The sequence below is a fragment of the Lysinibacillus sp. FSL H8-0500 genome (assembly GCF_038051955.1).
Classification (GTDB): Bacteria; Bacillota; Bacilli; order Bacillales_A; family Planococcaceae; genus Lysinibacillus; species Lysinibacillus macroides.
In genome coordinates this window covers 3487263-3512735 of record NZ_CP150292.1, presented here as the reverse complement: position 1 = coordinate 3512735, position 25473 = coordinate 3487263, and the positions used below count along the sequence as shown (strand labels likewise).

Below are 25473 nucleotides of genomic sequence, written 5' to 3'. Positions count from 1 at the left end.
AACAATTTAGCGAGTTGAAGCGCTAAATTAAAAATGCGTGACATTTTGCACAACATTGATTATAATATTGCTAATATCTAAAAATGTAACATACATTTCAGAGTTCTGAAAGTGTCTGTCATAATGAGAGGAGCAACAACGCATGAGCCAAAAAGATTTAGAAAGCTTACGCAGTCAAATAGACGGCTTAAATTTAGAAATTCTTCGTCTAATTAACGAACGTGCAACTGTAGTTGATGAAATCGGTAAAATTAAAGAAAAACAAGGTGTCCATCGTTATGATCCATTACGCGAAAGACATATGCTTGATCTTATTAAGGAACATAATAATGGTCCATTAAACCAAATGACGGTTGATTATATATTTAAGCAAATCTTTAAAACAGCTTTAAAGCAACTTGAAGCAGATAAGAAGAAGGAATTGCTTGTATCTCGTAAGAAAAAATCAGAAGATACTATCATTAATATTAATGGTGAATTAATTGGACAAGGTAAACCATCATTTGTATTCGGCCCTTGTGCAGTTGAATCTTATGAGCAAGTAGCAGCAGTTGCAGCCTCTATCCAAGCAAAAGGTGAAAAATTAATTCGTGGTGGTGCATATAAACCACGTACTTCTCCATATGACTTCCAAGGTCTAGGATTAGAAGGTCTTAAAATTTTAAAACGTGTATCAGAGGAATATGGCTTAGCTGTTATTACAGAGATTGTAACACCTAGTCATTTAGAGGAAGCATTAGATTATATTGATGTAATCCAAATTGGTGCACGCAATATGCAAAACTTTGAATTACTAAAAGCAGCAGGAGCTACAAATAAGCCTGTATTATTAAAACGAGGCTTAGCTGCAACGATTGATGAATTTATTCATGCGGCAGAGTATATTATGTCAAAAGGCAATGAAAATATTATTTTATGTGAGCGCGGTATCCGTACTTATGAAAAAGCTACACGTAATACATTAGATATTTCAGCTGTACCAATTTTAAAACAAGAAACACATTTACCAGTTATGGTAGACGTAACGCATTCAACAGGTCGTCGTGACTTATTATTACCATGTGCGAAAGCAGCTATTGCTATTGGCGCTGACGGTGTTATGGCTGAAGTGCATCCAGATCCATCTGTAGCTCTTTCTGACTCACAGCAACAAATGGATATTCCAACATTTGATGCGTTCTATGAAACACTACAAAAATTCATGAAAAACTATGAAGTTCATGCTTAATGATTAATAATAAACACCGCTTGCTTACTTTTGCAGGCGGTGTTTGTTGTATCGTGACAAATTAATGGCTAGAATATGACTATTTATACTTGGGTTTATTAGTTCTTCTTGAAAGTCATATGAAAATTATCGTATGATAGGGCTATCAATGGTTCCTCATCATGCATCTTTATTATTGATGATGGGCCTTATAATTAGGAAAAGGGAGGCACGTACGATGACTGTTACAATTTATGATGTTGCGAGAGAAGCAAATGTTTCTATGGCAACGGTTTCTCGTGTAGTCAATGGCAATCAAAACGTAAAGCCAGCAACACGAAAAAAAGTATTAGAAGTAATTGAACGATTAGAATACCGTCCAAACGCAGTAGCGCGAGGTTTAGCAAGTAAGAGAACAACAACAGTTGGCGTGATTATCCCAGATATTGCAAATAATGTTTATGCTGAGCTGGCTCGTGGGGTAGAGGATATTGCCACAATGTATCGCTACAATATTATTTTGGCCAATTCGGATCAACATGAAGATAAAGAGTTACAACTACTCGATACCATGCTTGGCAAACAGGTAGATGGCATTGTTATGATGAGTGATGAGGTAACGGAAAAAATGCAACAAACCATGGACCATTCCCCCGTACCAATCGTACTTGCAGGCTCAGTAGATGAATCCCAAACAATCGCTACTGTGAATATTGATTATTTCCAAGCAGCCTATGAAGCCATTTCTTTACTGATTCAAAATGGACATACACGAATTGGCTTTGTGACAGGTCCACTTTCGTATACAATTAATGGCAAATTCAAGCTAGCAGCCTATAAGAAGGCCTTGCAGGATGCTGCATTACCAATCGATGAAGCTTTAATTGCCGCAGAGGAGTCTAGTTATGATATGGGCTTAGAGGCTTGGGAGAGGTTAGCTGCACTTGATAATCCGCCCACAGCTTATTTTGCAGGCAGTGATGAATTAGCGATTGGTTTAATCCATGGGGCGCAGGATGCAGGGAAAAATGTACCTGACGATATTGAGATAATGAGCTTTGAAAACTCAAAGTTAGCACGAATGGTTCGTCCACAGCTTACAAGTGTTGCGCTACCACTTTACGATATTGGGGCTGTTGCGATGCGCCTGCTCACTAAATTGATGAGCAAGGAGCCTGTGGAGGACGAGGCGGTAATTTTACCACACCGTATTGAGCATCGACAATCTGTTAAAAGTAAATAATGAAATAGTAACACGTAAATCTGATGATAGCGGATTTACGTGTTTTTTTTGTTGCTAGAGGGATAGACAAGAGAATAGATATCTTCAAATGACGGATAGAGCCTTTCCATTACCAGATAGAAACCACAAAACGATGGATAGAGCTGTGCTACGAATCCAATGAAAAAAGCCCCACAAATATTGTGAGGCTCAAGGTTAATCTCGCTTTTCATTGCGAATGATGTGTAGCGCTTTCGCTAACATTTGTGCATTCTTTTCTTCAATTTCAGCTTTTCGTGGGATTGCTTCGTATAAAGGATTTGGGTCTTCCCAAGTGGGAATTAATGGAACGGGTGCTTCAGGCTGCCAGCGATCCAGCCATGCTTGTGGTAGTGGACCAGTTGGTAGCGCTTGATTTGTCATTTCGAGCCATAGCATAGCCCAGGCACGAGGCACTACACGCCAAATATCATAGCCACCGCCACCAACAGCAATCCATTTACCATCACAATACTCATGGGCTAATTGGTGTGCAAGCTTTGGAATTTCACGATAAATATTCATTGTGCCATGTAGATGTGTTAACGGATCAAAGTAATGAGCATCAGCTCCATTTTGGGTTAACACAACATCCGGCTTGAAAAATTCAAAGATCTCGCGCATAGATTGCTCATAAATATCTAGGAAACTTTCATCCTCTGTAAAAGCATCCATTGGAAAATTAAAGGAGGTCCCATAGCCTTGACCATTGCCTCGCTCTGTAATATTCCCTGTTCCTGGAAAAAGATAACGACCTGTTTCATGGATGGATAATGTACAGACATTTGGGTCCTCATAAAAGCTCCATTGCACACCATCTCCATGATGCGCATCTGTATCGACATAGAGTACGCGGGCATTATATTTTTCCTGTAAGTAACGGATGGCAACTGTACTATCATTATAAATACAAAAGCCCGATGCACGTCCACGAAAACCATGATGTAATCCGCCACCAAGATTGAGGGCATGCTCTGCTTTGCCTTCCATTACATAATCTACAGCGGTCAATGTTCCACCCACAAGCTGTGCACCTGCTTCATGCATATTTGGAAAAATAGGCGTATCCTCTGTACCGATCCCATAGCTTTCACCTTGGGCTTCCGATAATTCACCGTGTCCTGCTCTTTTTACGATATCAATATATTTTGGATCATGTGCCAGCAAAAGCTCCTCTTCTGTTGCCACACGCGCTGGCACAATATCGACATCATTGAGTGCATTGCTATTTTTTAATAAGTCCATTGTTAGCGTCAAGCGTTTATGGTTGAAAGGATGTGTATCTGAAAATTTATATCCGAGTTGTTCAGGTGAATAAACAAATACTGCCTTTTTCATTATAATGAAACACCTGGTAAATTAGGCCACAAGACATCAAAGCCCTCTTTACGAAGGTCTTCAATCATGGCTAAAGGATTGAGTGTTTTTACTCGGACGCTTAAAATTTTATTTTGTGTATTTTCAGAGTCAGGATAAACTAAGACGCTTTGGACGTTGGCATGATGTTGATGAAATATTTTCGTGATTTCAAATAAAATTCCTGGCGTATCAGATACACGAATATCAATTTTGGAGCCAGGTTCTGTAGCACCTGTTAACTCTATATATGTATAGAGTAAGTCAGTGGTTGTGACGATTCCTACTAGTTTTCCTCCAGAGACAATGGGTAAACAGCCTACTTTCGATTCATAAAATGTAAGCGCTACCTCTTCGACAAAATCAAGTGGATGAGCAACCAGTGGATTCTTCACCATAATTTCCTCTACGCGTGCATGAAAAATAGGAGAGTTAGGTTCATCTTGTAATGGTGAGGGTAAAGCTTCTTTAATATCTCGCTCTGTAATTACGCCTAGCACATGCTGCTCCTCATCTACAACTGGCAAATGACGCACTTTTTTTTCACGCATTAGCTTTAGCGCTTCAAGCACTGTATTACTAGGAGCTAATGTGTAAGGATTATCATTCATAATTTCTTCTACGATCATCTATACATATCCCCTTTGTGTTGATTTTAATACATGAAACGATTTCTAAAACGAAGCTTATCAAATCTTTCCATTGCTTCAGTAGACACGCGTTTTCCTTCGCGCGCCATGAGGCAGTTTGCTGGGTGTGATGTAATTTCAGGATCATCTGTAGCAAAATATTCGAAACCAGCTGAACTCATCATTTTCTCCATCATTTTGCGATAATCCCAAACATTTAAACCAGTCCCCTTTAAATCCCAATGCCAATAATATTCAGTAGTAATCACCAGATAATCTTCCATTTCATCCCCCATAAATGAAACGGCTAGCAATGCCTTGCCTGCCCCTGTGCCACGATATTCTGGAATCACTTCGATAGCACCTAGCTCAATCATATTATCGATGCGATCCTCAGCCCACCGTTCAAGTGGATCAGGATAAAGGTAAGTAACATAGCCAACGATTGTATCATCCTTGCGTATAATAACAATACGTCCTTCAGGAAGTCCTGCAATTTCTATAATGGCTTTCTGTTGTTGCTTTGGGGGTCTAAAGGCAACCAAGCCTTCATGGAAGGAATATGAAGCTAATTTTTCTGGAGGAACAGGTCCTTCCACATACACAGTACCATGCTTTGTTTCCTTTGTGACAGAAAAAAAAGTTTTTTTATGTTCCATAATTACACCACCTGAGTTTAATAATTACATTATAGCTGATTTCTTGCGGAAAAACGTTTATTTTTGCAAAATATACCTATATTTTTGGAAAAATAAAAATATTGAGACATTCTATGTGAATTCGTGTAAAATAGTATTATATTGCTTCTGTTATTTAACAGATGAAAGTAGTATAAATGATATTTTAATTGTTTTCACTATCTTTATCTGTTATATAACAAATGTTGCATCATTATTTTTCCTTGATGGAAAATCGTGAATAATAGCAGAGGGGATTGCTAACATTCACGATATATAGTCAAAGGTAAATGCAAAGAAAGGGGTATTTTCATGGGGATGAAAATGAAAGAGAAGTTAACTGCTTTAACTGGTCAGCACCACCTAACAAATTATGAGGAAACGGCAAAAACGCATAATTGGGCTGATACGGAAAAAGCATTTAGCTGGTTCGAAACAGGTTTAGTAAATATGGCGTATGAGGCAATTGATCGTCATACAGAAACGTATCGCAAAAATAAGGTCGCGCTTTATTTTAATGATGGGAAGCGTAAAGAGGCATACTCTTTTAATGACATGAAAAGGCTAACAAATAAAGCGGCAAATGTCTTTAAAACAACTACGAATCTACAAAAAGGGGATCGTTTATTTATTTTTATGCCACGTTCACCTGAACTTTATTTTTCATTATTAGGTGCGTTAAAAATGGGCGTCATTGTCGGGCCATTATTTGAGGCTTTTATGGAAGGCGCTGTCTATGATCGACTGGCAGATAGTGAAGCAAAAGCAATCGTTACAACACCAGAGCTACTTAACCGTGTACCTTTAGCTAAATTACCAAAATTAGAACGTGTTTTTTTAGTGGGTGAAGGAATAGAGGAAACAGAGCAAATATTAGATTTTAAGAAGCATTTAGAAGAGGCTTCTAGTCAATTTGATATTGAATGGGTGGATCGAGAAGATGGAATGATTCTTCATTATACATCTGGTTCCACAGGTGCGCCAAAAGGAGTGCTACATGTCCATAATGCGATGATTCAGCAATATCAATCAACACAGTGGGTGCTTGATTTACGTGATGATGATATTTACTGGTGTACAGCCGATCCAGGTTGGGTAACGGGAACTGCTTACGGCATCTTTGGTCCATGGTTAAATGGCGTGACAATGTTAATTGTTGGTGGAAGATTCTCACCACAAGCATGGTATCAAGCTATTGAGGACTATAGTGTAACTGTTTGGTATAGTGCCCCAACAGCGTTCCGTATGCTGATGGGTGCGGGCAGTGGCTTGCTTGAAAATTATGATTTATCGTCGCTACGACATGTTTTATCGGTTGGTGAGCCATTAAATCCAGAAGTCATTCGCTGGGGGGTAGAGGAGCTAGGACACCGTATCCATGATACATGGTGGATGACAGAAACAGGCGCTCATATGATTTGTAACTATCCTTCGATGGATATCAAGCCAGGCTCTATGGGAAAACCACTCCCTGGTATTTATGCAACGATTGTTGATGATACGGGTGAGGAGGTACCTCCATTTACAATGGGGAACTTAGCTATTCGACGAGGCTGGCCTGCGATGATGCGCCAAATTTGGGGCAATCCAGAGCGCTATGAATCCTATTTCTTAAAAGGTGAATGGTATGTATCTGGAGATTCTGCCTATATGGATGAGGATGGCTACTTCTGGTTCCAAGGGCGTGTGGATGATGTTATTATGACGGCTGGTGAGCGTGTAGGGCCGTTTGAGGTAGAAAGTAAGCTACTAGAGCATCCAGATGTGATTGAAGCAGGCGTAATTGGTAAGCCTGACCCAGTACGTGGAGAAATTATTAAAGCCTTTGTAGCATTGCGTGATGGTGTTGAGCCTTCCGATGTATTAATTGAGGATATACGTGATTTTGTAAAGAAGGGCTTATCTGCTCATGCAGCACCACGAGAAATTGAATTTAAGGACAAGCTGCCAAAAACGCGTAGCGGAAAAATTATGCGTCGTGTATTGAAGGCATGGGAATTAAATTTACCAACAGGTGATTTATCAACAATGGAAGATTAAAAGACCCGTCGATATTTATACAATAGATGCATAAAAAGGGGCAAGAATTCCTTCGATGAACGAAAGGATTCTTGCCCTATTTTTTCTGATACTTACAATTATATAGAAGTAAGCGGTATCTTTTCTTGAACTACTCGCCACTTAGCTCACGCTTGAAGTGGGAGATTCCTGCGAACACCAACGTAACCGCCAGTTTTTTAGCAGGCTACCCTCGTAGTCCCTACGATTGATACGAGATTCGTATGGTCTTTCAATCTTGTTTTCGGTTTGACACTTGGTTTTCGTGCCATAGGTTTACAGTGATCTCGTGCGACTCTTGAAAGCTATTGGCGAACGATAGCCAGCAGACGAGTTCTATTTATACACCTACTACTACAGTAGAATCGTTCAAGAATATTATACCCTCAAGAAGGCATGTTGGCTATCGCCAACCGACATTCATCTCCCACTTACTCATGGGGCTACACCTTACACATTCCTAGGAGTGGGCGTCTTCTGTCGGAAAACGATAAAAATTATAATTAAATAAAAATTCAGTTGACTTAATAATTATGCAGACGTATACTATTTTTAACTTATTTCAGAGGTGAGCGCATTGAAAGTAGGTATTGTTGGAGCAACAGGATATGGCGGATTGGAACTTATTCGATTTTTACATAATCATTCAGCTGTAGAGCAGATTGAGTTATTTACATCTTCTGAGGAAGGCGTCATTTTTTCTTCCAAGTTTGGACATCTTGTGCAAATTGCTGATATACCCTTGCAAAAAATTGATCATGACATTTTGGCACAATATGATGTCGTGTTTGCAAGTACACCTTCTGGGGTGACGAGCGAACTTTTACCACCATTGGTAGGGAAAGGCCCAAAATTGATCGATTTGTCTGGTGACTTCCGATTAAAAGACCCGACAAGCTATGAAACATGGTATGGCAAAAAAGCTGCACCATTCACAAGCATTCAGCAAAGTGTCTACGGCTTAACAGAATGGAATACAGAGGCTATACGACAGGCAACACTGATTGCCAATCCAGGTTGCTACCCAACGGCTGTTTTATTGTCGTTATTACCATTGTTAAAAGAGCAGTTAATTGATCCAAACTTTTTAGTCATTGATGCGAAAAGTGGTATTTCAGGAGCTGGTAATAAGCCATCACAAACAACGCATTTTAGTGAGGCCAATGAGAACTTCTCAATCTATAAAATGAATACCCACCAGCATATCCCGGAAATTGAGCAAGCTATTTCTATGTTTGCACATGTGGATACAACGATTACGTTTAATACTCATTTAGTACCCATGACACGGGGAATTTTAGCAACAACCTATGCTCCTGTGTTACCAGGTATTACGGAGGCACATTTAGTTGCTTGCTTACAGACAGCCTATGAAAAGCATCCATTTGTGCGGATTGTGACAGATAGTAATAGCTTAGCAACCAATCGTGTAAAGGGCTCCAATTATTGCGATATTTTAGTGAAGGTGGACAGCCGTACAAACCGTGCCACAATCGTTAGTGTGATTGATAATCTTGTCAAAGGAGCAGCAGGGCAGGCGATCCAGAATATGAACGTTCAATTTGATTTACCCCAAACAACAGGGCTAGATGTTGTACCATTCTTTATTTAGCAACTGTGATTTTTCAATCGAAGGAGGAAATGAAATGACCATGTCGACATCCACAAATAGTATAAAAAAATTATCAAGTAAAAATATTGTTTCACCAAAGGGCTTTAAGGCAGCGGGGCTACACTGCGGTTTAAAGCATAAGAAAAAGGATTTAGCGCTTTTAGTAAGTGAGGTTCCTGCTAGTGTTGCAGGTGTTTTTACAACAAATGCTGTGCAGGCAGCACCATTAAAGGTGACAAAAGAAGTAGTCTACACAACAAAGAAGATGCAGGCGATGATTGTAAATTCTGGAAATGCAAATGCCTGCACAGGTAAGCAAGGTCTGCAAGATGCTCAAACAATGCAAGCACTAGCGGCTGAAAAATTGGGCATTGCAGCAAACTTAGTAGGCGTTTGCTCAACAGGGGTGATTGGGGAAATCATGAAAATGGAACCAATTATCGATGGCATTCAAAAGCTAGAGCCAAAGGACAGTTTGGAAAGTGCCATTGATTTTGCACAGGCTATTTTAACAACAGATACTGTGATGAAAAACACTAGCTATAGTACGATTGTGGATGGCAAGGAAGTCATTATTGCTGGCGTAGCAAAAGGGTCAGGGATGATTGAGCCGAATATGGCAACGATGCTTGGCTTTATTACAACAGATGCCAAAATTGAAGCAGATGTTTTACAAAAAACACTTGCAGATATTACGAATTTAACATTTAATGCGATTACAGTGGATGGAGATACATCTACAAACGATACAGTGGTTGTTTTAGCAAATGGTCTAGCAGATAATGATACGTTAACACCTGAGCATCCGGATTGGCATAATTTTTACTATACATTGAAAATGGTAGCGGAAGATTTAGCAAAAATGATTGCGAAGGATGGCGAAGGTGCAACAAAGCTAATTGAAGTTGAAGTTGAAGGGGCTATTTCAGATGAGGAGGCACGTAAAATTGCCAAATCAGTTGTTGGTTCACCACTTGTCAAGACTGCTGTATTTGGCTGTGATGCCAATTGGGGACGTATTATTGCAGCAGTAGGCTATAGTGGTGCAGTGGTTGATCCAGATAAAATCACTATTCAAATTGGTGGGGCAACAATGGTTGAAAATGGAGAGCCAGTGCCTTTCTCAGAGGATGAGTTAATTCAGCTTTTAAAAATGCATGAAGTCAAAATTTATGTGTCTCTTGGTATTGGTGAGGGCAAGGGGCATGCGTGGGGGTGTGACTTAACCTATGACTACGTTCAAATCAATGCATCATACCGCTCGTAAACGTATGGTCATCAAGCTTGGAGGCAGTACACTGGCGGGCTTAAATGAAGCGTTTTTTGAAAATTTTAAAAGGCTACAAGAGAGCGGTGTAGAGCTTATTATTACTCATGGTGGCGGTCCTGCTATTAATCGTGAACTGACAGCTCGAGGCATTGCGTCACATACGTTAAATGGCATACGAGTGACAAATGAAGCAGCTATGGAAGTTGTTCAGTCAACATTAATAGGAAAAGTGAATCCTGCATTAGTTCATGAATTAACGAGTGCTGGCATTGCAGCAATTGGCTTAAATGGTTTTGATGGTCAGCTAATGGTCGCAGATTTTTTAGATAAAGACACTTATGGCTATGTGGGCGCTGTTCAAGCTATCAACACATCATTGCTTGAAGCGCTCTTACATGCAGGGATTGTCCCTGTTATTGCTTGTGTTGGTGCACATGAAGAAGGGCAGGCATTAAATATTAACGGAGATACTGTTGCAAGTGAAGTCGCATTAGCTGTAGGAGCAGATAGCTTATTACTGGTAACAGATGTGAGTGGTATTCGTATTGATGATGAATATCAAGCAACGGCCACACCTGCCTTAATTGAGCAATGGATAGAAGAAGGGCATATCTATGGGGGGATGATCCCCAAAGTACAGGGTGCTCTCGATTGTTTACAAGCAGGTATTCCTGCTGTCCAAATTGTGGGGGAAGCATTAGTAGGTACAACAATTGTAGCTTCCAGTAAAAGCTATTCCTCATAATGTTTGAATCTTTAATATATAGTGTGATAAGAAGAACATTTTAATAATAGGGGAGATGATAAGATGAGTGCTTTATTTGGAAACTATGGGCAACGTCGCGCACAGATTGTTAAAGGGCAGGGAACCATTGTGGAGGACTCTGCTGGGAAACAATATTTAGATTTTACGAGCGGTATTGCTGTGGTAAGTCTTGGTCATGCACATCCAGCCATTGTGCAGGCAGTGAAAGCGCAAAGTGAAAAGCTTTGGCATACATCCAATCTTTTTGATATTTCTGGTCAGGAGAAGGTAGCTCAACGACTAATAGCTGATACACATTTTGCTCATGCTTTTTTCTGTAATAGCGGAACGGAGGCAAATGAAGCCGCCATTAAATTAGCACGTAAGCATACAGGAAAACATCATATTATTACGTTTGAAAAATCATTCCATGGTCGTACGTTTGGAGCAATGTCTGCGACAGGTCAAGGCAAAATACATAATGGCTTTGGACCGCTTGTTGAAAAATTTACAATTTTGCCGTTTAATGATGTTACTGCACTTGAAGCCGCCATTGATGACTCTGTAGCAGCTATTATGCTGGAGATGATTCAAGGAGAGGGTGGCGTTAATAGTGTGACGTCAGAATTTGCAGCTGTCATTGCGCAGGCTTGTAATGATAAGGGAATTTTATTAATTATTGATGAAGTACAAACAGGTATTGGACGCACAGGAACACGCTATGCTTTTGAGCAAACCGTATTAAAGCCACATATTATTACATTGGCAAAGGGCTTAGGCGGGGGCTTCCCTGTTGGGGCAATGCTAGGAACGGCTGAGCTTTATGCGACATTTAGCCCAGGTACACATGGCACAACATTTGGTGGTAATCCTCTTGCGATGAGTGTGGCAGAGGCTGTGTTAAGCCATATTTTTGAGCCAGCATTTTTACAGCAAGTACAAGAAATGGCTACCTATTTTGTGGAGCAATTAAAAGCTCATTTACCTTCTAGTTATACGATTCGAGGACAGGGCTTATTATTAGGAATTGATTGCGGTGCAACAGAGGTAGCATCTTATATCACAGCAGCAGAGGATAAGGGGCTATTACTGGTAGGCGCAGGGCCCAATGTTATTCGCCTCTTACCACCTTTAACGGTAACAAAGAAAGAGATCGACGAAGCTATTGCTATTTTAAAGACAATTTTGCCTTAAAATAAACCCCAAGAATCTGCTAGTTATAGTGGATTATTGGGGTTTTAAATCGTTATTGTAATTGCTTTATTAATGTTGTTACTAATTTCGGTAGCCATTCATGAAGCTCACTAAATGTAAATCCTGCTGTAGTTGCTTTTGTATTTGACATATACCAATGCGCAGGAATGTTATAGGGTGATTGAGATACCTGATCGCCGCCAACAAGAGAGATTTTTGCCTGCTTGCCACTTGCTTGTTCAATAAGCGCAATTAATTCCTTTAATGAAATAGTACCATTTGCTGTTGCATTGTAAGGACCTTCAATCGGGTACATCCCAGCAAAATATAAAAATGCAGCGGCTTCCTTATCTGTCATATAGCTCATTTGTGCATCGATATTGGAGACAATGATAGGCTGGTTGTGTAAAATATGCTCAATATGAAAGTGTAAACGGCGTGTATAATCATGCTCACCCATAATAATGGGGAAACGGACAGCAACAACAGGGAAAGTAGCTGTTTGAAATAAAACAGCCTCTGCTAGTCGCTTTCCTTCTCCGTAAGAAAAATCTTCTCGGTGTCCCATACGAATAGGATAATGGAATGGATCGAAGTCTTCTTCCTTTTTAATTTCGCCATCCACCTCATAGGTTGACAATGTAGAAGTAAAAACAAGCTTTTTTGTTTTCCCTTTTAATACCTTGCAAATAACCTGTGCTTCGTCTGGAGAATAGCAAATATTATCATAAACAATATCCCATGCTGTATGAGCAAGAGCCTGTATTAATGCCTCACCATTATTGCGATCAACAATTAATTGCTTTACATTTGAGCCGAATGGATGCTTTGTTTGACCTCGCGTTAAAATAGTGACATGATGTCCCTCTTGAAGACAAAGCTTCACTAGCTTTTGACCAAAAAAACGTGTACCTCCTAAAACTAATATGTTCATTAATATGCCACCCCTTTAAAATAGTAATCCTCTCTATCATGGCAAAAAAATCAACCTACTACAATTCAAAGATGAAATGTAGTAGGTTGATTGTTATTGAGGTGGTGTATCTGTAGGCGGAGGAGTGCCGGTGTTTCCTCCATTTGAACCATCACTAGGATTTGCTGTGCCACCGTTCCCATTGCTATGAGACCCATTGCCATTTGCAGCACCATTCCCATTTCCCTCACTGCTATTGCCATTCCCCTCAGCAGGTGGTGTCGTTGGTGTTTCTTGATCTGGCTCTTGTTCTTCTTCATTTTCCTCTGGCTCAGGGATGTTCTCGCTACCACCTGTAGAAACAACATTGGATTGAGCAGATGTTAAGCCTGTAATATCGACAGCGACAACAACATAGGCTTGTCCGCTAGCCACAGTCATACTTTGTGTTGATTCAAGCACAGATGTAACTAAGCTTCTGCCACCATTTGTAACATTGTAAATACGGTAGCCAACCACATCATTAGATGACCCTGACCACGATAATGTGGAGCCATTCACAGTAGCACTTACTGTTGCTGGTGGGCTACTATCGGCTGGGAAATCCAATGCTGAGACAGACGAGTTCGATAATGATGAATTTTTTGGTAATAAATTAGCAGGGTTACCGCCAAGTCTTCCTAACATTCGTGTAATAAAGGCTTGATTAATCCCTACACCACCTGATCTCGTGAATTCAGCAGGGGTACTTGATAGGGCATTATAGGTTTTCCCTTTAATCGTTACAACGCTGCCGCTTCCAGAGCCGAAGCTATCATCAGGTTTTGATGGTACAAATACTTTTGCATTAAATAAGTCTGAACGCACAAGACCAGCACTTGAACAAGCTGCAGAAGGCGCTAAGCCCGAAATACCGCAGAATGAAGCGCTCACGACATTTGGTGGTCTCTTAAAGCTTGTTTGTGGATCAATAAACTGCGGGTCCACATCATAAACAGAATTCATAAGCGTTGCCCATAGCTTATTAATACGAACACTAGGCTGTGAATACGTATTATTAAAGGCATATAAGGTACGTGGCTGATCATAGCCCATCCAAACGCCAAGAGAGACATTCGGGTTATAGCCTACTAACCAAACATCTTTATACTCTTGAGAAGTCCCCGTTTTGGCAGCGAAGTCAGAAGAGAATTTTAATGAGTTTCGTGCAAGTGTGCCTGTTCCTTTTGTTAATACATCACGTAACATATCTGTAATAATATATGACGTTTCAGGACTAAATACTTCTGTAGGCACTATCTCATGCTGATAAATAATATTGCCATCTTGATCTTCAATTCGATCAATCATATAAGCATCTATAAACTGTCCACCATTTGCAAAGGTTGCGAAGGCATTCGTGTTTTCTTCAACAGTTGCCCCTTCATGTAAAGCACCGATACCTGTTGCAAGATTGGTGAAATCATCAGGATGTAATTTACTGAAGCCCATTTTAACTAATAGGTCGGCAGGACGTTTATTCAAAATATCATTATATAAACGTAGTGCTGAAATATTTTGCGAGTCTGCTAAAGCCTCACGTGCAGGGATAATTCCCCGTTCATCACTTGTAATATAGTTGCTTGGGCTCCATGAACCAATGGAGAATTTTACGTCAACTAATGGACTACCTGCACCGATAACGCCATATTCAATCGCTGGTGCATAAACAAGCAATGGCTTCATTGTAGAACCATTCGAGCGATAAGCTTGTGTCGCATGATTTACCTGTGTTGTTTTAAAGTCTCGTCCACCGACAAAGCTTAAAATTCGACCTGTTGTGTTTTCAATTAGAATACTACCTACCTGTACAGGCATTTCAATATCAGTTTCCTCACCAGTTACAGGGTCCTTCCCCTTCCCAGTATACGTATGACCATAATATTGGAAGTCTTGTGCTGCCTTTTGCATCGCATCATACATATCTTTATTAATCGTTGAATAAATTCGATAGCCCTTTGAGCGAACATCACGATCAGCTAAAATCGTATACTTATCTCTTAATTTTTTTTCTGATTTCAAACGCTCAGCATCAATGCCATCTTCTTGCGCTAACTTTTCTGCAATAATATCTTTGGCGCGACTTTCAAGCTCATATGTAAGCCATGGATAACGATCCTCCGCGCGCATTTCAGGTCCGCGGAAATCGGCAGTAATATCGTAGTCGAGCGCTTCTTGATATTGCGCATCATTAATATAACCAGCTTCTTTCATGCGATAAAGCACTGTTTTCATACGATCAATACCTGGTTGTAACGCTTCCTCGCTTTTTAGCTCACCTGTATTTGTAAACGGTGTATAGGCAAATGGCGCCTGCGGAATACCAGCGATATATGCTGCCTGTGGAAGTGCTAGCTCTTTCGCTTTGATGCCAAAAATCCCTTCAGCAGCTGTTTCAATACCAGCGATATTTCGACCTGATGAGTTACGACCATAGGGAATAATATTTAAGTAAGCCTCTAATATTTCTTCCTTTGTCATAAAATGCTCTAAACGCATCGCAAGTAAAATTTCCTTCGCCTTACGTTCATAGGATACTTCATTTGTTAATACTTGGTTTTTAATAAGCTGTTGGGTAAGAGTAGAGCCACCTGTCTGTGTAGCAGAATTTGTGACATCTTGTAATAATCCGCGAATAACTGCTTTTGGTACGATGCCAGTATGCTCGCGGAAATATTCATCCTCTGTTGCAAGAACCGCATTAATTACATCGGGTGCAACATTGCTAAGTGAAGTTTCACGACGATCTAAATCTGTACGTAATTTCCCAATATAAATATCATTGGCAAAATAAATTTCACTGGTTTCTTCATAGCTAAAAATTTGATTTCGCAGCTCTGCTTTTGAACGCAATGGCTCATTTTTTACAAGAGAAGCAAAATAACCAGCACCAACTGAACCGACAAATACAGTACCAACCAATGCAAAGACTAAAAATAGTAAAAATAAGTTCCAGGCAACACTACCTGAAATACGTAATCTCTTCATCCATGTTCGTTCCAGTAATTCATCGATTTTTGCATTGATTTGTTGAATCTTAGCTTTCAATGTATCGACCTCCTAAAATCTTGTTTATTATAGCACATATTGTTTTAGTAGGAACATAGTTATTGACATTGAAAAAGATTCGTATAGAATAATGTTTATAGTTTTCTGGTGAGGAAGAGCTTGCAGTAGTATCTATATTCCCTGTTTAGAGAGCCAGTGGTTGGTGAAAACTGGTCATAATGTAGAGACGAATTACGTGCTTGGAGCTTAGACGTGCGCGCCTGCGATAAAGGCGATTGAACGAAGTGGAAGGTGGATGACATCTTCAAGCCGGGTGGTACCGCGTTAATTGTCGATTTAACGTCCCTGCATGCAAATTTTGCGTGTAGGGACTTTTCTTTTTTCTACACGCAATAAATTTTCAATCATTTTAGGAGGAGTAACTATGACAACCGAATTATTACAAGATTTAGCATGGCGTGGCTTGCTTTACCAGCAAACAGATGCAGAAGGTATGGCAAAATTATTAGAGGAGCAGGCTGTTTCTTTATATTGTGGTGTAGACCCAACGGCAGACTCTATGCATATCGGGCATATCGTGCCACTTTTAACATTACGTCGCTTCCAAAAAGCAGGTCATCGTCCAATTTTACTTGTTGGCGGTGCAACAGGGATGATTGGAGATCCATCTGGTCGTTCTGAAGAGCGTCAATTACAAACAGTAGAACAAATTGATAAAAATGTCCAAGGTATTCGTAGTCAATTAGAGCGTATTTTTGAATTTGCAGAGGATGGCAATGGGGCACAGCTTGTCAATAATCGTGACTGGATTGGCAATATGAACACAATTGAGTTTTTACGTGATTATGGCAAATTAATTAATGTCAATTACATGCTAGCGAAGGATACAATTGCCTCACGTCTTGATACAGGTATTTCTTTTACAGAGTTTGCCTATACATTAATTCAAGGCATTGATTACAATCATTTATACAACCATTACAACTGTCGTATTCAAGTAGGTGGCTCTGATCAGTGGGGCAATATTACAACAGGCTTAGAGGTTATTCGAAAAACACATGAGGAGGAGACAAAAGCCTTCGGGATTACAATTCCTTTAGTGACAAAAGCAGACGGTACAAAATTTGGTAAAACAGCAGGTGGTGCTGTCTGGCTAGATGGCAAAAAAACATCACCATATGAATTCTACCAATTCTGGATCAATGCTGCGGATGCGGATGTTGTAAAATACTTAAAAATCTTTACCTTCCTTTCTCGTGAAGAAATTGAAGCATTGGCCGTTTCTGTAGAGGAAGAGCCACATTTACGGAAGGCACAAAAGGCACTTGCTGAAGAAATGACTCGTTTAATTCATGGGCAAGAAGCTTTAGAGCAAGCCATTCGTATTACAGCCGCTTTATTCTCAGGCGACTTAAAAGCTCTTTCCGCAGATGAAATGAAGGATGCCTTTAAAGATGTTCCTTCTATTGAAATGGCGAAAGAGGATAAAAATATTGTGGACCTTCTTGTGGAGGCGGGAATCTCCTCCTCAAAACGTCAGGCGCGCGAGGATGTAGCCAATGGTGCGATTAGCGTAAATGGTGAAAAGGTGACGGATTTACAATATGTAGTTGATGGAAAAGATCGTTTAGAGGATGCATTTAGCATTGTCCGTCGAGGTAAGAAAAAATACCATATGGTGAAATTCGTATAAGTACTAAAAACAACATCCCACAAGCTACCTGGGATGTTGTTTTTTTATAAGAAACTGGGATTTTCTATATGTTTATATTCCATTGGATGTAATAGTTTTGCAAGCTTAATGGCTCCTTCAAGAAGGCGGGGAGAAGGGCGACAATAAAGCCATTCCTCCATAACATATAGCTGCTGATTTTTGACAGCCTCTAAATCCTTGGCATGTGGACGTTTTAATACATGGGCTGGCTTTATTCGCTCAAAAGCAACACCAACCCAAGCCATCATTATGTAGTCAGGCTTACGCTGTACCACATCTGCCCAATCTGTTTGGACACTGGCTAGTTCCACATCTCGAAAAAGATTGACACTGCCAGCAATTGCACTAATTTCCGTTAGCCAATTAATACTGCCAGGTGTAAAAATAGGATTCGGCCACCATTCCCAATAAAGCGTGGGCTTTTTCTTAATTGTTTGAGCAATGTGCTGCATGTTGTCAATTGTTTGTAAATATTCCTGCACGACAGATTGTGCCCGTTGTTCCATATTGCAAACCTTACCAAGTGTGAGAAGATCTTGTGCGATTTCCTCTAAGGAGTTTGCATTAAAAACAATATGTGGAATGTTTCGTTCTTCCAATGCCTGAATATTTTTTTCCATACCCGGTACGCTTAAAGAAGCAAGCACAAGATCAGGCTCCAATGCTTCTAGTGCATCCATATTAATCGATAAATCAGGCCCAAGTTGTGGTAAATTTTTCACTGCTATTGGCCAATCAGAAAAATCATCAACACCAACAAGCTGATCGACCAGTCCTAAATAGGCGACCAGCTCTGTATTGCTAGGACAAATTGAAATTAAACGCATATCGCTATCTCCTATTCTTTTTAAGAAAAGTATAACGAGGGTTAGCCTTATAGACAATGAACTTATCGTTAAATAGAAGAAAAGGCGGAGAAAGTTCTCCGCCTTAGCATCTAATACTATTAAGAAAGTGCTACAGCCTCAAGCGACTGCTCTTTCTTTGCAACAGGACCCATTGCATTTGTAATGATTTGTTTAATATCTTCCAATGTGGCTTTACGAGGATTTGTTGCCGCACAAACATCTAGCAGCGCATTTTTCGCTAATATTTCAATATCCTCATCTTTTGCCCCTAATTCACGGAAGCCGCTAGGAATATTTAAATCCTTAGCTAGCTTTTCAATCGCTGTAATCGCTTTTTCAGCCGCATCGCGCTTACTTAAGCCTTCCACATTTTCGCCTAATAATTCAGCAATACGAGCAAAACGCTCTGTACGTGCTGTCACATTAAAGCGGCAAACATGTGGCAATAGAATCGCATTACATACGCCATGTGGCAGATTATAGAAGCCACCTAGCTGATGGGCAATTGCATGGACATAGCCAAGTGAGGCATTATTAAAGGCCATACCCGCTAAAAATTGCGCATATACCATTTGCTCACGTGCTTCTAAATCAGCACCATTTGCATAGGCACGTGGTAGGTATTCTGGGATTAGTTGAAGTACCTTTTCTGCACAAGCATCTGTAATTGGTGTTGCATTTGTCGAAACAAAGGCTTCGATCGCATGTGTTAAAGCATCAACACCAGTAGCCGCTGTAAGAGCAGGAGGTAAACCAATCATTAATTCAGGGTCGTTAATGGAAAGTAACGGTGTCACATGTTTATCAACAATCGCCATTTTTACTTTACGTGCTGTATCTGTAATAATCGTGAAACGAGTCATTTCACTTGCAGTACCAGCCGTTGTGTTGATCGCAATATAAGGCACAAGTGGATTTTGAGATTTATCCACCCCCTCATAATCATGAATGCGTCCACCATTCGAAGCAATAAGTCCGATTGCTTTTGCTGCATCGTGTGCACTGCCTCCTCCAAGAGATACAATGGAATCACAATTTTCAGCATGATACACTGCAACCCCATCTTCTACGTTTTGATCTGTTGGATTTGGTTCGGCTTTCGGGAAAATTGCTACATCAATTCCAGTAGCTGTAATGATGTTTGCAATTTGTTCAGAGAGACCTAATTTGTGTAAGCCCTCATCTGTTACGATTAATGTCTTTTTCACTTCTAAATCATTTAAGCGATTACCAACTTCTTGAATTGCTCCGGCTCCAAATAAGTTTGTTTTCGGCATTACAAATTGCTTTAGAACGTCTGACATATGTCCAACCCCTTTAAAATTATTATTGCTTGAATGATGGTGAACCACCTTTCGCAATTCATCGTAGTCTATTTTTTATCAAACTGCAACTCAAATTTTTATCAAAATTAATATTTTTTACGGAGTTATTATTTTACAAAAAAGTTAACCTATTAATAGGTCGTTTAAAAATATTGACTGCTTTACTTCTTGATTTTATTACGTTTTGAAAAATATTTTACTATAAAAGTAAAATATATTTTTTGGAAAACGGTTCTATTTTTATGACTAATTGAATAGTAAATACATGATAATATATTTTTATCGTATAGGTAGTAGTTATGCTGATTTTAAAAAACATAAAATAGAATATAATCCTTTTTATGTTTATTAGCGAACTTAGGACAAGAATAGTTACTTTTTTAGTGGAGCTGTGGATTGTAGAAATACATAAAATACCAACTTGAAAATTCCTCCTATTTTTGATAATACATAAAAGATGTTAATTGAAATTCTAGTGGAATGCCTCTGTTTGAAAAATTTACTTCTTATATCTTTTTTTTATGGAAGGTAGATATTTAGCAGGAAATTTTGTTGAATATAATTTCGATGAAAATATATTTAATAAATGAGGTGGCAAAATGTCAAATAGACAAGTACAAAAGGAACGAAGAAAAGCCTTAATTTTAGAATGTGCATTAGATTTATTTATTCGAAAGGGCTATGGTGAAACTAAAATTGCGGATATTGCGAAGGCTGCTGATATGAGTATGGGATTACTTTTCCACTATTTTGAATCGAAGGAGAAGTTATATGAAACACTCATTCTCATTGGCTGTGAAAAGCTTAAAATGGATTTTTCTCCTTCAGATGAAGAACAACCGCTAGCTATTTTTAAAAAAGCTGTAGAGGACATATTTAACATGATTGAGACAAATTCATTTGCTGCTAAAATGTTTGTTCTAATGGAAAGCGCGCAGCATTTGGACGCTTTAGCTCCTGACCTAAAAGAAAGGCTTGCCGAAGCTACGAAACTAATGGAAAAAAAGTGCTCTAATCATCGAAAAAGGGCAGTTACAGGGTGACATTAAACAAGGGAATGCACAAGCGCTTGCCGTAGCATTTTGGTGTTCTATTCAGGGCATTGCACAATATATAGCTCTGCATCCTGAAACACCGTGCCCTGATCCAATGTGGATTGTTGTCATACTTGAAAATAGGGAGGCTTGTTGTAAATGAAAGGAAATATGATAGCCTTTACGATTGTTGTCTTACTATGTGGATGGCTGGGGGTGTGGGTAGACAAATCACTCCCTGAGCAGCCTCAGGGCGATTCACTTGGTATGGGAATTTGGCTAATTTCACCGTTATTTGTAACGATACTATTGCGTGCCTTTGCAGGGGATGGTTGGCGGGACATGGGATTATCACTTAATTTAAAAGGCAATGTAAAATGGTATATTACCGCATTGCTGATTTATCCTGTTATCACATCTATTATTGTACTGGTAGGCTATGTTTTTAATTGGATAGATTTTTCGAATTTTGATATGTCTACAATCGTGTCTGTTTTTGTAAGTGGTTTACTTATCCAGTTTATTAAAAATTTTTTTGAAGAATCGGTTTGGCGGGGCTATCTTACAAGCAAACTCATACAGCTAAAATTAAATGACCTTTGGCTCTATGTTAGTGTTGGGGGAGTGTGGGGAGCCTGGCATATTCCTTACTTCCTTGTATTTTTAACTGAAAATGATATTACGAGCGTACTTCCTGTAAATCGATGGGTATTTATGCTTGTAGGAATTGTCACCATCATTTTCTGGAATGTTATGTATACTGAAATTTATCTTATGACAAAAAGCATTTGGCCACTAGTCCTTATGCATATGACAGAGGATGCTTTAGTAAATCCGCTTATTCTTGAGGGCTATCTCAACATTGCCCAAGGAAAAGAAATTCTTATTTCACCAACCGCAGGCATTATTACAACATTCCTCTATTTGCTTGTTGGGTTGATGTTACGTACTAAAAGAAAAAGGCAGGAGAGTAGAAGGATAGGACCAGCAACCCATTTAAGTTTAGGAAGCGCATAAAAAAACCCTAAAACACTTGGTATACCAAGGTTTTTAGGGCTTGTAAGGTCATTAACGAGAGTAATACTCTACGATGAATGCTTCGTTGATTTCAGCTGATAATTCAGAACGCTCTGGAAGGCGAGTGAATGTACCTTCTTTTTTGTCAGCGTCAAATGCTAAGTAGTCAGGTACGAAGTTGTTTACTTCGATTGCTTCTGCTACAGCAGTAAGGTTTTGAGATTTTTCACGAAGAGAAATCGTTTGACCTGGTTTTACGCTGTATGATGGAATATCAACGCGTTTGCCATCTACTAAAACATGACCATGGTTTACTAATTGACGAGCTCCACGACGAGTGCGAGCTAAACCTAAACGGTAAACTAAGTTGTCAAGGCGAGTTTCAAGAAGGATCATGAAGTTTTCACCGTGTACACCTTTCATTTTACCAGCACGGTTGAATAATGTGCGGAATTGACGCTCATTCATACCATACATATGGCGAAGTTTTTGCTTTTCTTGAAGTTGTAAACCGTATTCTGATAATTTTTTACGTTGGTTTGGACCGTGTTGACCTGGTGCATAAGGGCGTTTTTCGATTTCTTTACCTGTACCGCTTAGTGAGATACCAAGACGACGTGATAATTTCCAAGATGGACCTGTATAACGAGACATAGTGTTGTCTCCTCCTTTAAATTTGGTTTTTTTGTTGTAAAACAAAAACCAGTAGTACCCATTCTTACAAGCATTTTATTTTCATGTATTTTCGCCTATGCAGCCGTTAGGTTACACAATACACCATCTATTTTATCTTGCTGTATTGCAAATAGAGGAATAAAATACAATTATAAGCTTATACCACTGCTGCGTTTATTTTACACAACCTCCATTGTAACTGTTTAGAGTATGTACGTCAATTATTAGTATTAATATTTTTAAAGCATACATAGTAAAAAAATCCTTACTAATCCCATTTATACATTTTCAATAGGGTTAATGCTGCGTTTTACAAGTTAAAATATAAAAGTGGAACAGAATTACATAGTCAAAATGACACAATTTATGTATAATATATTATAAGTTAATAGTAATTGATTTGTACGTTATATAGAAAAGGTGATTTCATGACAGACCATTTACAAACGCTAAAATGTATAAAATCTGATGTTTTGAGCTTGTGGGTGAGTTCTAATGAAGAACAAGCTAGTTTTAATGAGTATTTTTGTTCATTTAAACAGTGTCTAAAGAAGCACTTGAAAATTGAAAATGCTGCTTTTCTTAGTTTTGAAAGTAATTCTTTAATACCTATTGAAGAGGTAGCTTCCTTAACAATTGAAACAAAATTGAATGCTGTGTCATGGCTAATGGTTGAAGCTAGCTTCTATCAACAAAAAGTAGTGAAAATTCCGTATATATTAAAGGAAAAACAGACTTATTCCACGATGACAGATATGGTGCTTTTCCAGGCAGAAGGTAAAAATCCTATTGGTGTATTACTTGTAGAGGCAACAGAGTCTTGGACAGATTTTATGACCTCTAGTTACGGTGAAGAATGTATAGAAATACTGACGAAAGTTCTTCAAACGATGAAAGATAATTTAGAACTAAAAATAAATGAAGATCAATACAGAAAGCTATATAACGTGACGGATTTATTTCATTCAACAATGGATATTGATGTAATTTTAGAAAACGTGTTAAAAAATATTAAGGATAATTTTCCAGGGTTTAATGTAGAGCTCATCTTATCGAATGATCAAGATCGACATACAACCATCGATATTAAACTTTTTGATTACTTAGCGGAAAGACCTGCTACCGTTGAAGCATTTGTATCAGGAGAGTTAACGACAGAGCTTGCGGGTGATTTGAATTGCCGTTTGTTAAATGCGCCCATAAAAGGTCGACAAGCCATTTACGGTATCTTGCAGGTAAGTGCACCGACAACATACCTTTTTTCCACAACTGAAAAGGATTTTGTGCGGATGCTTGCACAAGCGTCAGGAAATGCACTGGAAAATGCAAAATTATATCATCAATCACATCGCCTCGTTAGTGACTTACAGCTTATTAATGAAACATCACATCGTTTAAATATGCGCATTGATGTTTACGAAATGTTACTTTTCTTACAAAAGCAGTTATTAAAATCTTTTCAGCCAATGGAAGTTTGTTTTGCATTTAAAAAGAATGACACCTTTGAAGTATCAGAGGCCAGTACAACCTTATTTAGCTCAGAGACGGGTCAAATCTATATCAAGCATGTTGAACAGCATTTTTCACAGACGAATGACCCACTATTTATTGCCGATTTTAGCCGATTAACCCCTAAGCAAATTGATTATCGTTCCATTATGGCGATCCCTATCTTAATGGAAGAAGAAATAAATGGTTTTAGTATTGTATTACACAAAGAGCCCTATTTCTTTTCGTTTGATAGCTTTAAATTAATGCAGTCACTTATTCATCACTCATCCTTAGCCATTGCCAACTCGATTTTACGAACACAGCTTCAGGAAATGGTGGATTTAGATCATTTAACAAAACTGTATGCTCGTAGTTATTTAGACCAATTTGTAGAAAAATCACTCGAATATGATCAATCGGGTATGTTTTTATTAATTGATATTGATAATTTTAAGCGTGTCAATGATACCTATGGTCATCAAGTTGGTGATAATATACTCGTGCAAATTGCGGTACAGTTAAAGAAAACGATTGGTGATCGTGGTATTTGTGCAAGATGGGGCGGAGAAGAAATGTCAGTCTACGTTCCTAATATTGTGGAGAAAGAAGCATTGAAATTGGCAGCAGCTATTGTAGAAGTCATTCCTAAGGCTACAGATCCCCAAGTAACAATTTCAGCAGGTCTGATTATGTGGGATGAACGAGAGCGGCCAGCGTTCCAATCTGTATTTTTACATGCAGATACGGCTTTGTATGAGGCAAAGAATAGTGGGAAGAATCGCTTTTGTATTCATAACGGTTCCTTTCAAACCAATTCCTGATACTGTTAAACCAAATAATGATAATTCTATAAACGAATCGCCCTGAAATGACAATAAAAAACATTTCAGGGCAATTTTTAATGACAAAAAAGTTTATAGATGAATAAGCAATGTTTTTACAAATTGCTCTAAACCCTCTCGATCTTCCAGAGAAAAGCGATTTACCAGGGAGCTATCAATATCTAAAACACCAATAACCTCTCCGTGTTTTATTAATGGGATAACAATTTCGGATTGTGAAGCTGCATCACATGCAATATGCCCTGGGAAATCATGGACATTTTTGACAACAATTGTTTCTTGTGCTGCAACAGCTGTTCCACAAACTCCACGTCCAACGGGAATTCTCACACAGGCAGGTAGACCTTGAAATGGTCCTAAAACGAGCTCATCTTGCTGTAAAAGATAAAACCCTACCCAATTAATATCGGTTAAAAATTGATTTAATAGGGCAGTAGCATTACTTAAATTAGCAATCTGATCTGTTTCATCTGTTAGGAGAGCGTCTAATTGTTTAGATAATGTAAGATATTGCTCAGCAATAGAACCTTTATAATCGATTTGTATAAACATGATGA

20 protein-coding genes are annotated in these 25473 nt (G+C 38.9%); 11 read left to right on the top strand and 9 right to left on the bottom strand.

The annotated features are described in order from the left end of the window. Positions 1 to 142 precede the first annotated feature (142 nt). The gene (locus tag MHB44_RS16640; RefSeq protein WP_341300095.1) at positions 143 to 1228 is read left to right on the top strand and encodes a bifunctional 3-deoxy-7-phosphoheptulonate synthase/chorismate mutase; all 1086 of its coding nucleotides are present in this window, start codon (positions 143 to 145) and stop codon (positions 1226 to 1228) included. A gap of 217 nt (positions 1229 to 1445) precedes the next feature. Further along, positions 1446 to 2450: a catabolite control protein A gene (ccpA, locus tag MHB44_RS16635; RefSeq protein WP_341300094.1), complete on the top strand. Its 1005-nt coding sequence runs from the start codon at positions 1446 to 1448 to the stop codon at positions 2448 to 2450. A gap of 195 nt (positions 2451 to 2645) precedes the next feature. Here ccpA and MHB44_RS16630 read toward each other — a convergent pair whose 3' ends face one another. Genes MHB44_RS16630 through MHB44_RS16620 form a run of 3 tightly spaced genes read right to left on the bottom strand, consistent with a single transcriptional unit; the run spans position 2646 to position 5112 of the window. Further along, a complete protein-coding gene (locus MHB44_RS16630; protein ID WP_341300093.1) occupies positions 2646 to 3806 on the bottom strand; it encodes an acetoin utilization protein AcuC in 1161 nt (386 codons plus the stop codon). Further along, on the bottom strand, positions 3806 to 4453 hold the full coding sequence (locus MHB44_RS16625; RefSeq protein WP_341300092.1) for an acetoin utilization AcuB family protein: 648 nt from the start codon (positions 4451 to 4453) through the stop codon (positions 3806 to 3808). Before MHB44_RS16625 ends, MHB44_RS16630 begins: the two co-directional genes overlap by 1 nt. A gap of 26 nt (positions 4454 to 4479) precedes the next feature. Then, the gene (locus MHB44_RS16620) at positions 4480 to 5112 is read right to left on the bottom strand and encodes a GNAT family N-acetyltransferase (protein WP_341300091.1); all 633 of its coding nucleotides are present in this window, start codon (positions 5110 to 5112) and stop codon (positions 4480 to 4482) included. Between the two features lie 330 nt (positions 5113 to 5442). On the opposite strand from MHB44_RS16620, the gene acsA reads away from it, so the two are divergent. The 5 genes from acsA (at position 5443) to MHB44_RS16595 (ending at position 12009) form a co-directional block, all read left to right on the top strand. Then, positions 5443 to 7170, top strand: a complete 1728-nt coding sequence (acsA, locus tag MHB44_RS16615; protein ID WP_341300090.1) for an acetate--CoA ligase — start codon at positions 5443 to 5445, stop codon at positions 7168 to 7170. Between the two features lie 595 nt (positions 7171 to 7765). Continuing rightward, a complete protein-coding gene (gene argC / locus MHB44_RS16610) occupies positions 7766 to 8800 on the top strand; it encodes an N-acetyl-gamma-glutamyl-phosphate reductase (RefSeq protein WP_341300089.1) in 1035 nt (344 codons plus the stop codon). 34 nt (positions 8801 to 8834) lie between these two features. Beyond that, entirely contained in the window at positions 8835 to 10067 is a 1233-nt protein-coding gene (gene argJ / locus MHB44_RS16605; RefSeq protein WP_341300088.1) for a bifunctional glutamate N-acetyltransferase/amino-acid acetyltransferase ArgJ, read from the top strand. Beyond that, on the top strand, positions 10030 to 10815 hold the full coding sequence (gene argB, locus MHB44_RS16600; RefSeq protein ID WP_341300087.1) for an acetylglutamate kinase: 786 nt from the start codon (positions 10030 to 10032) through the stop codon (positions 10813 to 10815). The genes argJ and argB overlap by 38 nt, the downstream gene beginning before the upstream one ends. Before the next feature lie 63 nt (positions 10816 to 10878). Further along, positions 10879 to 12009: an acetylornithine transaminase gene (locus tag MHB44_RS16595; protein WP_341300086.1), complete on the top strand. Its 1131-nt coding sequence runs from the start codon at positions 10879 to 10881 to the stop codon at positions 12007 to 12009. 52 nt (positions 12010 to 12061) lie between these two features. Here MHB44_RS16595 and MHB44_RS16590 read toward each other — a convergent pair whose 3' ends face one another. After that, positions 12062 to 12943 carry an NAD-dependent epimerase/dehydratase family protein gene (locus MHB44_RS16590; protein WP_341300085.1) on the bottom strand — a complete coding sequence of 294 codons (882 nt, stop codon included), beginning with the start codon at positions 12941 to 12943 and terminating at the stop codon, positions 12062 to 12064. A 93-nt stretch (positions 12944 to 13036) separates the two neighbouring features. Next, positions 13037 to 16009, bottom strand: a complete 2973-nt coding sequence (locus MHB44_RS16585) for a transglycosylase domain-containing protein (protein ID WP_341300084.1) — start codon at positions 16007 to 16009, stop codon at positions 13037 to 13039. Positions 16010 to 16394: 385 nt separating this feature from the next. Here MHB44_RS16585 and tyrS point away from each other — a divergent pair, with 385 nt between their 5' ends. Further along, entirely contained in the window at positions 16395 to 17663 is a 1269-nt protein-coding gene (tyrS, locus tag MHB44_RS16580) for a tyrosine--tRNA ligase (RefSeq protein ID WP_341300083.1), read from the top strand. Between the two features lie 44 nt (positions 17664 to 17707). On the opposite strand, the gene MHB44_RS16575 is transcribed toward tyrS, so the two are convergent. Both MHB44_RS16575 and MHB44_RS16570 read right to left on the bottom strand, forming a co-directional pair. Next, positions 17708 to 18511 (bottom strand): cobalamin-binding protein, encoded by an 804-nt coding sequence (locus MHB44_RS16575; RefSeq protein ID WP_341300082.1) that lies wholly within the window; start codon positions 18509 to 18511, stop codon positions 17708 to 17710. 119 nt (positions 18512 to 18630) lie between these two features. Further along, positions 18631 to 19836 (bottom strand): iron-containing alcohol dehydrogenase, encoded by a 1206-nt coding sequence (locus tag MHB44_RS16570; RefSeq protein ID WP_341300081.1) that lies wholly within the window; start codon positions 19834 to 19836, stop codon positions 18631 to 18633. A gap of 620 nt (positions 19837 to 20456) precedes the next feature. Here MHB44_RS16570 and MHB44_RS16565 point away from each other — a divergent pair. Then, entirely contained in the window at positions 20457 to 20900 is a 444-nt protein-coding gene (locus tag MHB44_RS16565; protein ID WP_341300080.1) for a TetR/AcrR family transcriptional regulator, read from the top strand. 150 nt (positions 20901 to 21050) lie between these two features. After that, positions 21051 to 21908, top strand: coding sequence for a CPBP family intramembrane glutamic endopeptidase (locus MHB44_RS16560; protein ID WP_341300079.1), 858 nt, complete (start codon positions 21051 to 21053; stop codon positions 21906 to 21908). A 51-nt stretch (positions 21909 to 21959) separates the two neighbouring features. On the opposite strand, the gene rpsD is transcribed toward MHB44_RS16560, so the two are convergent. Then, positions 21960 to 22562 carry a 30S ribosomal protein S4 gene (rpsD, locus tag MHB44_RS16555; protein WP_053996481.1) on the bottom strand — a complete coding sequence of 201 codons (603 nt, stop codon included), beginning with the start codon at positions 22560 to 22562 and terminating at the stop codon, positions 21960 to 21962. 449 nt (positions 22563 to 23011) lie between these two features. Between rpsD and MHB44_RS16550 the strand changes: the two genes are divergently transcribed. Beyond that, on the top strand, positions 23012 to 24895 hold the full coding sequence (locus tag MHB44_RS16550) for a GGDEF domain-containing protein (RefSeq protein ID WP_341300078.1): 1884 nt from the start codon (positions 23012 to 23014) through the stop codon (positions 24893 to 24895). A gap of 93 nt (positions 24896 to 24988) precedes the next feature. Here the strand turns inward: MHB44_RS16550 and MHB44_RS16545 are convergent, their stop codons facing one another. After that, on the bottom strand, positions 24989 to 25468 hold the full coding sequence (locus MHB44_RS16545) for a GAF domain-containing protein (RefSeq protein WP_341300077.1): 480 nt from the start codon (positions 25466 to 25468) through the stop codon (positions 24989 to 24991). Positions 25469 to 25473: the final 5 nt, after the last annotated feature.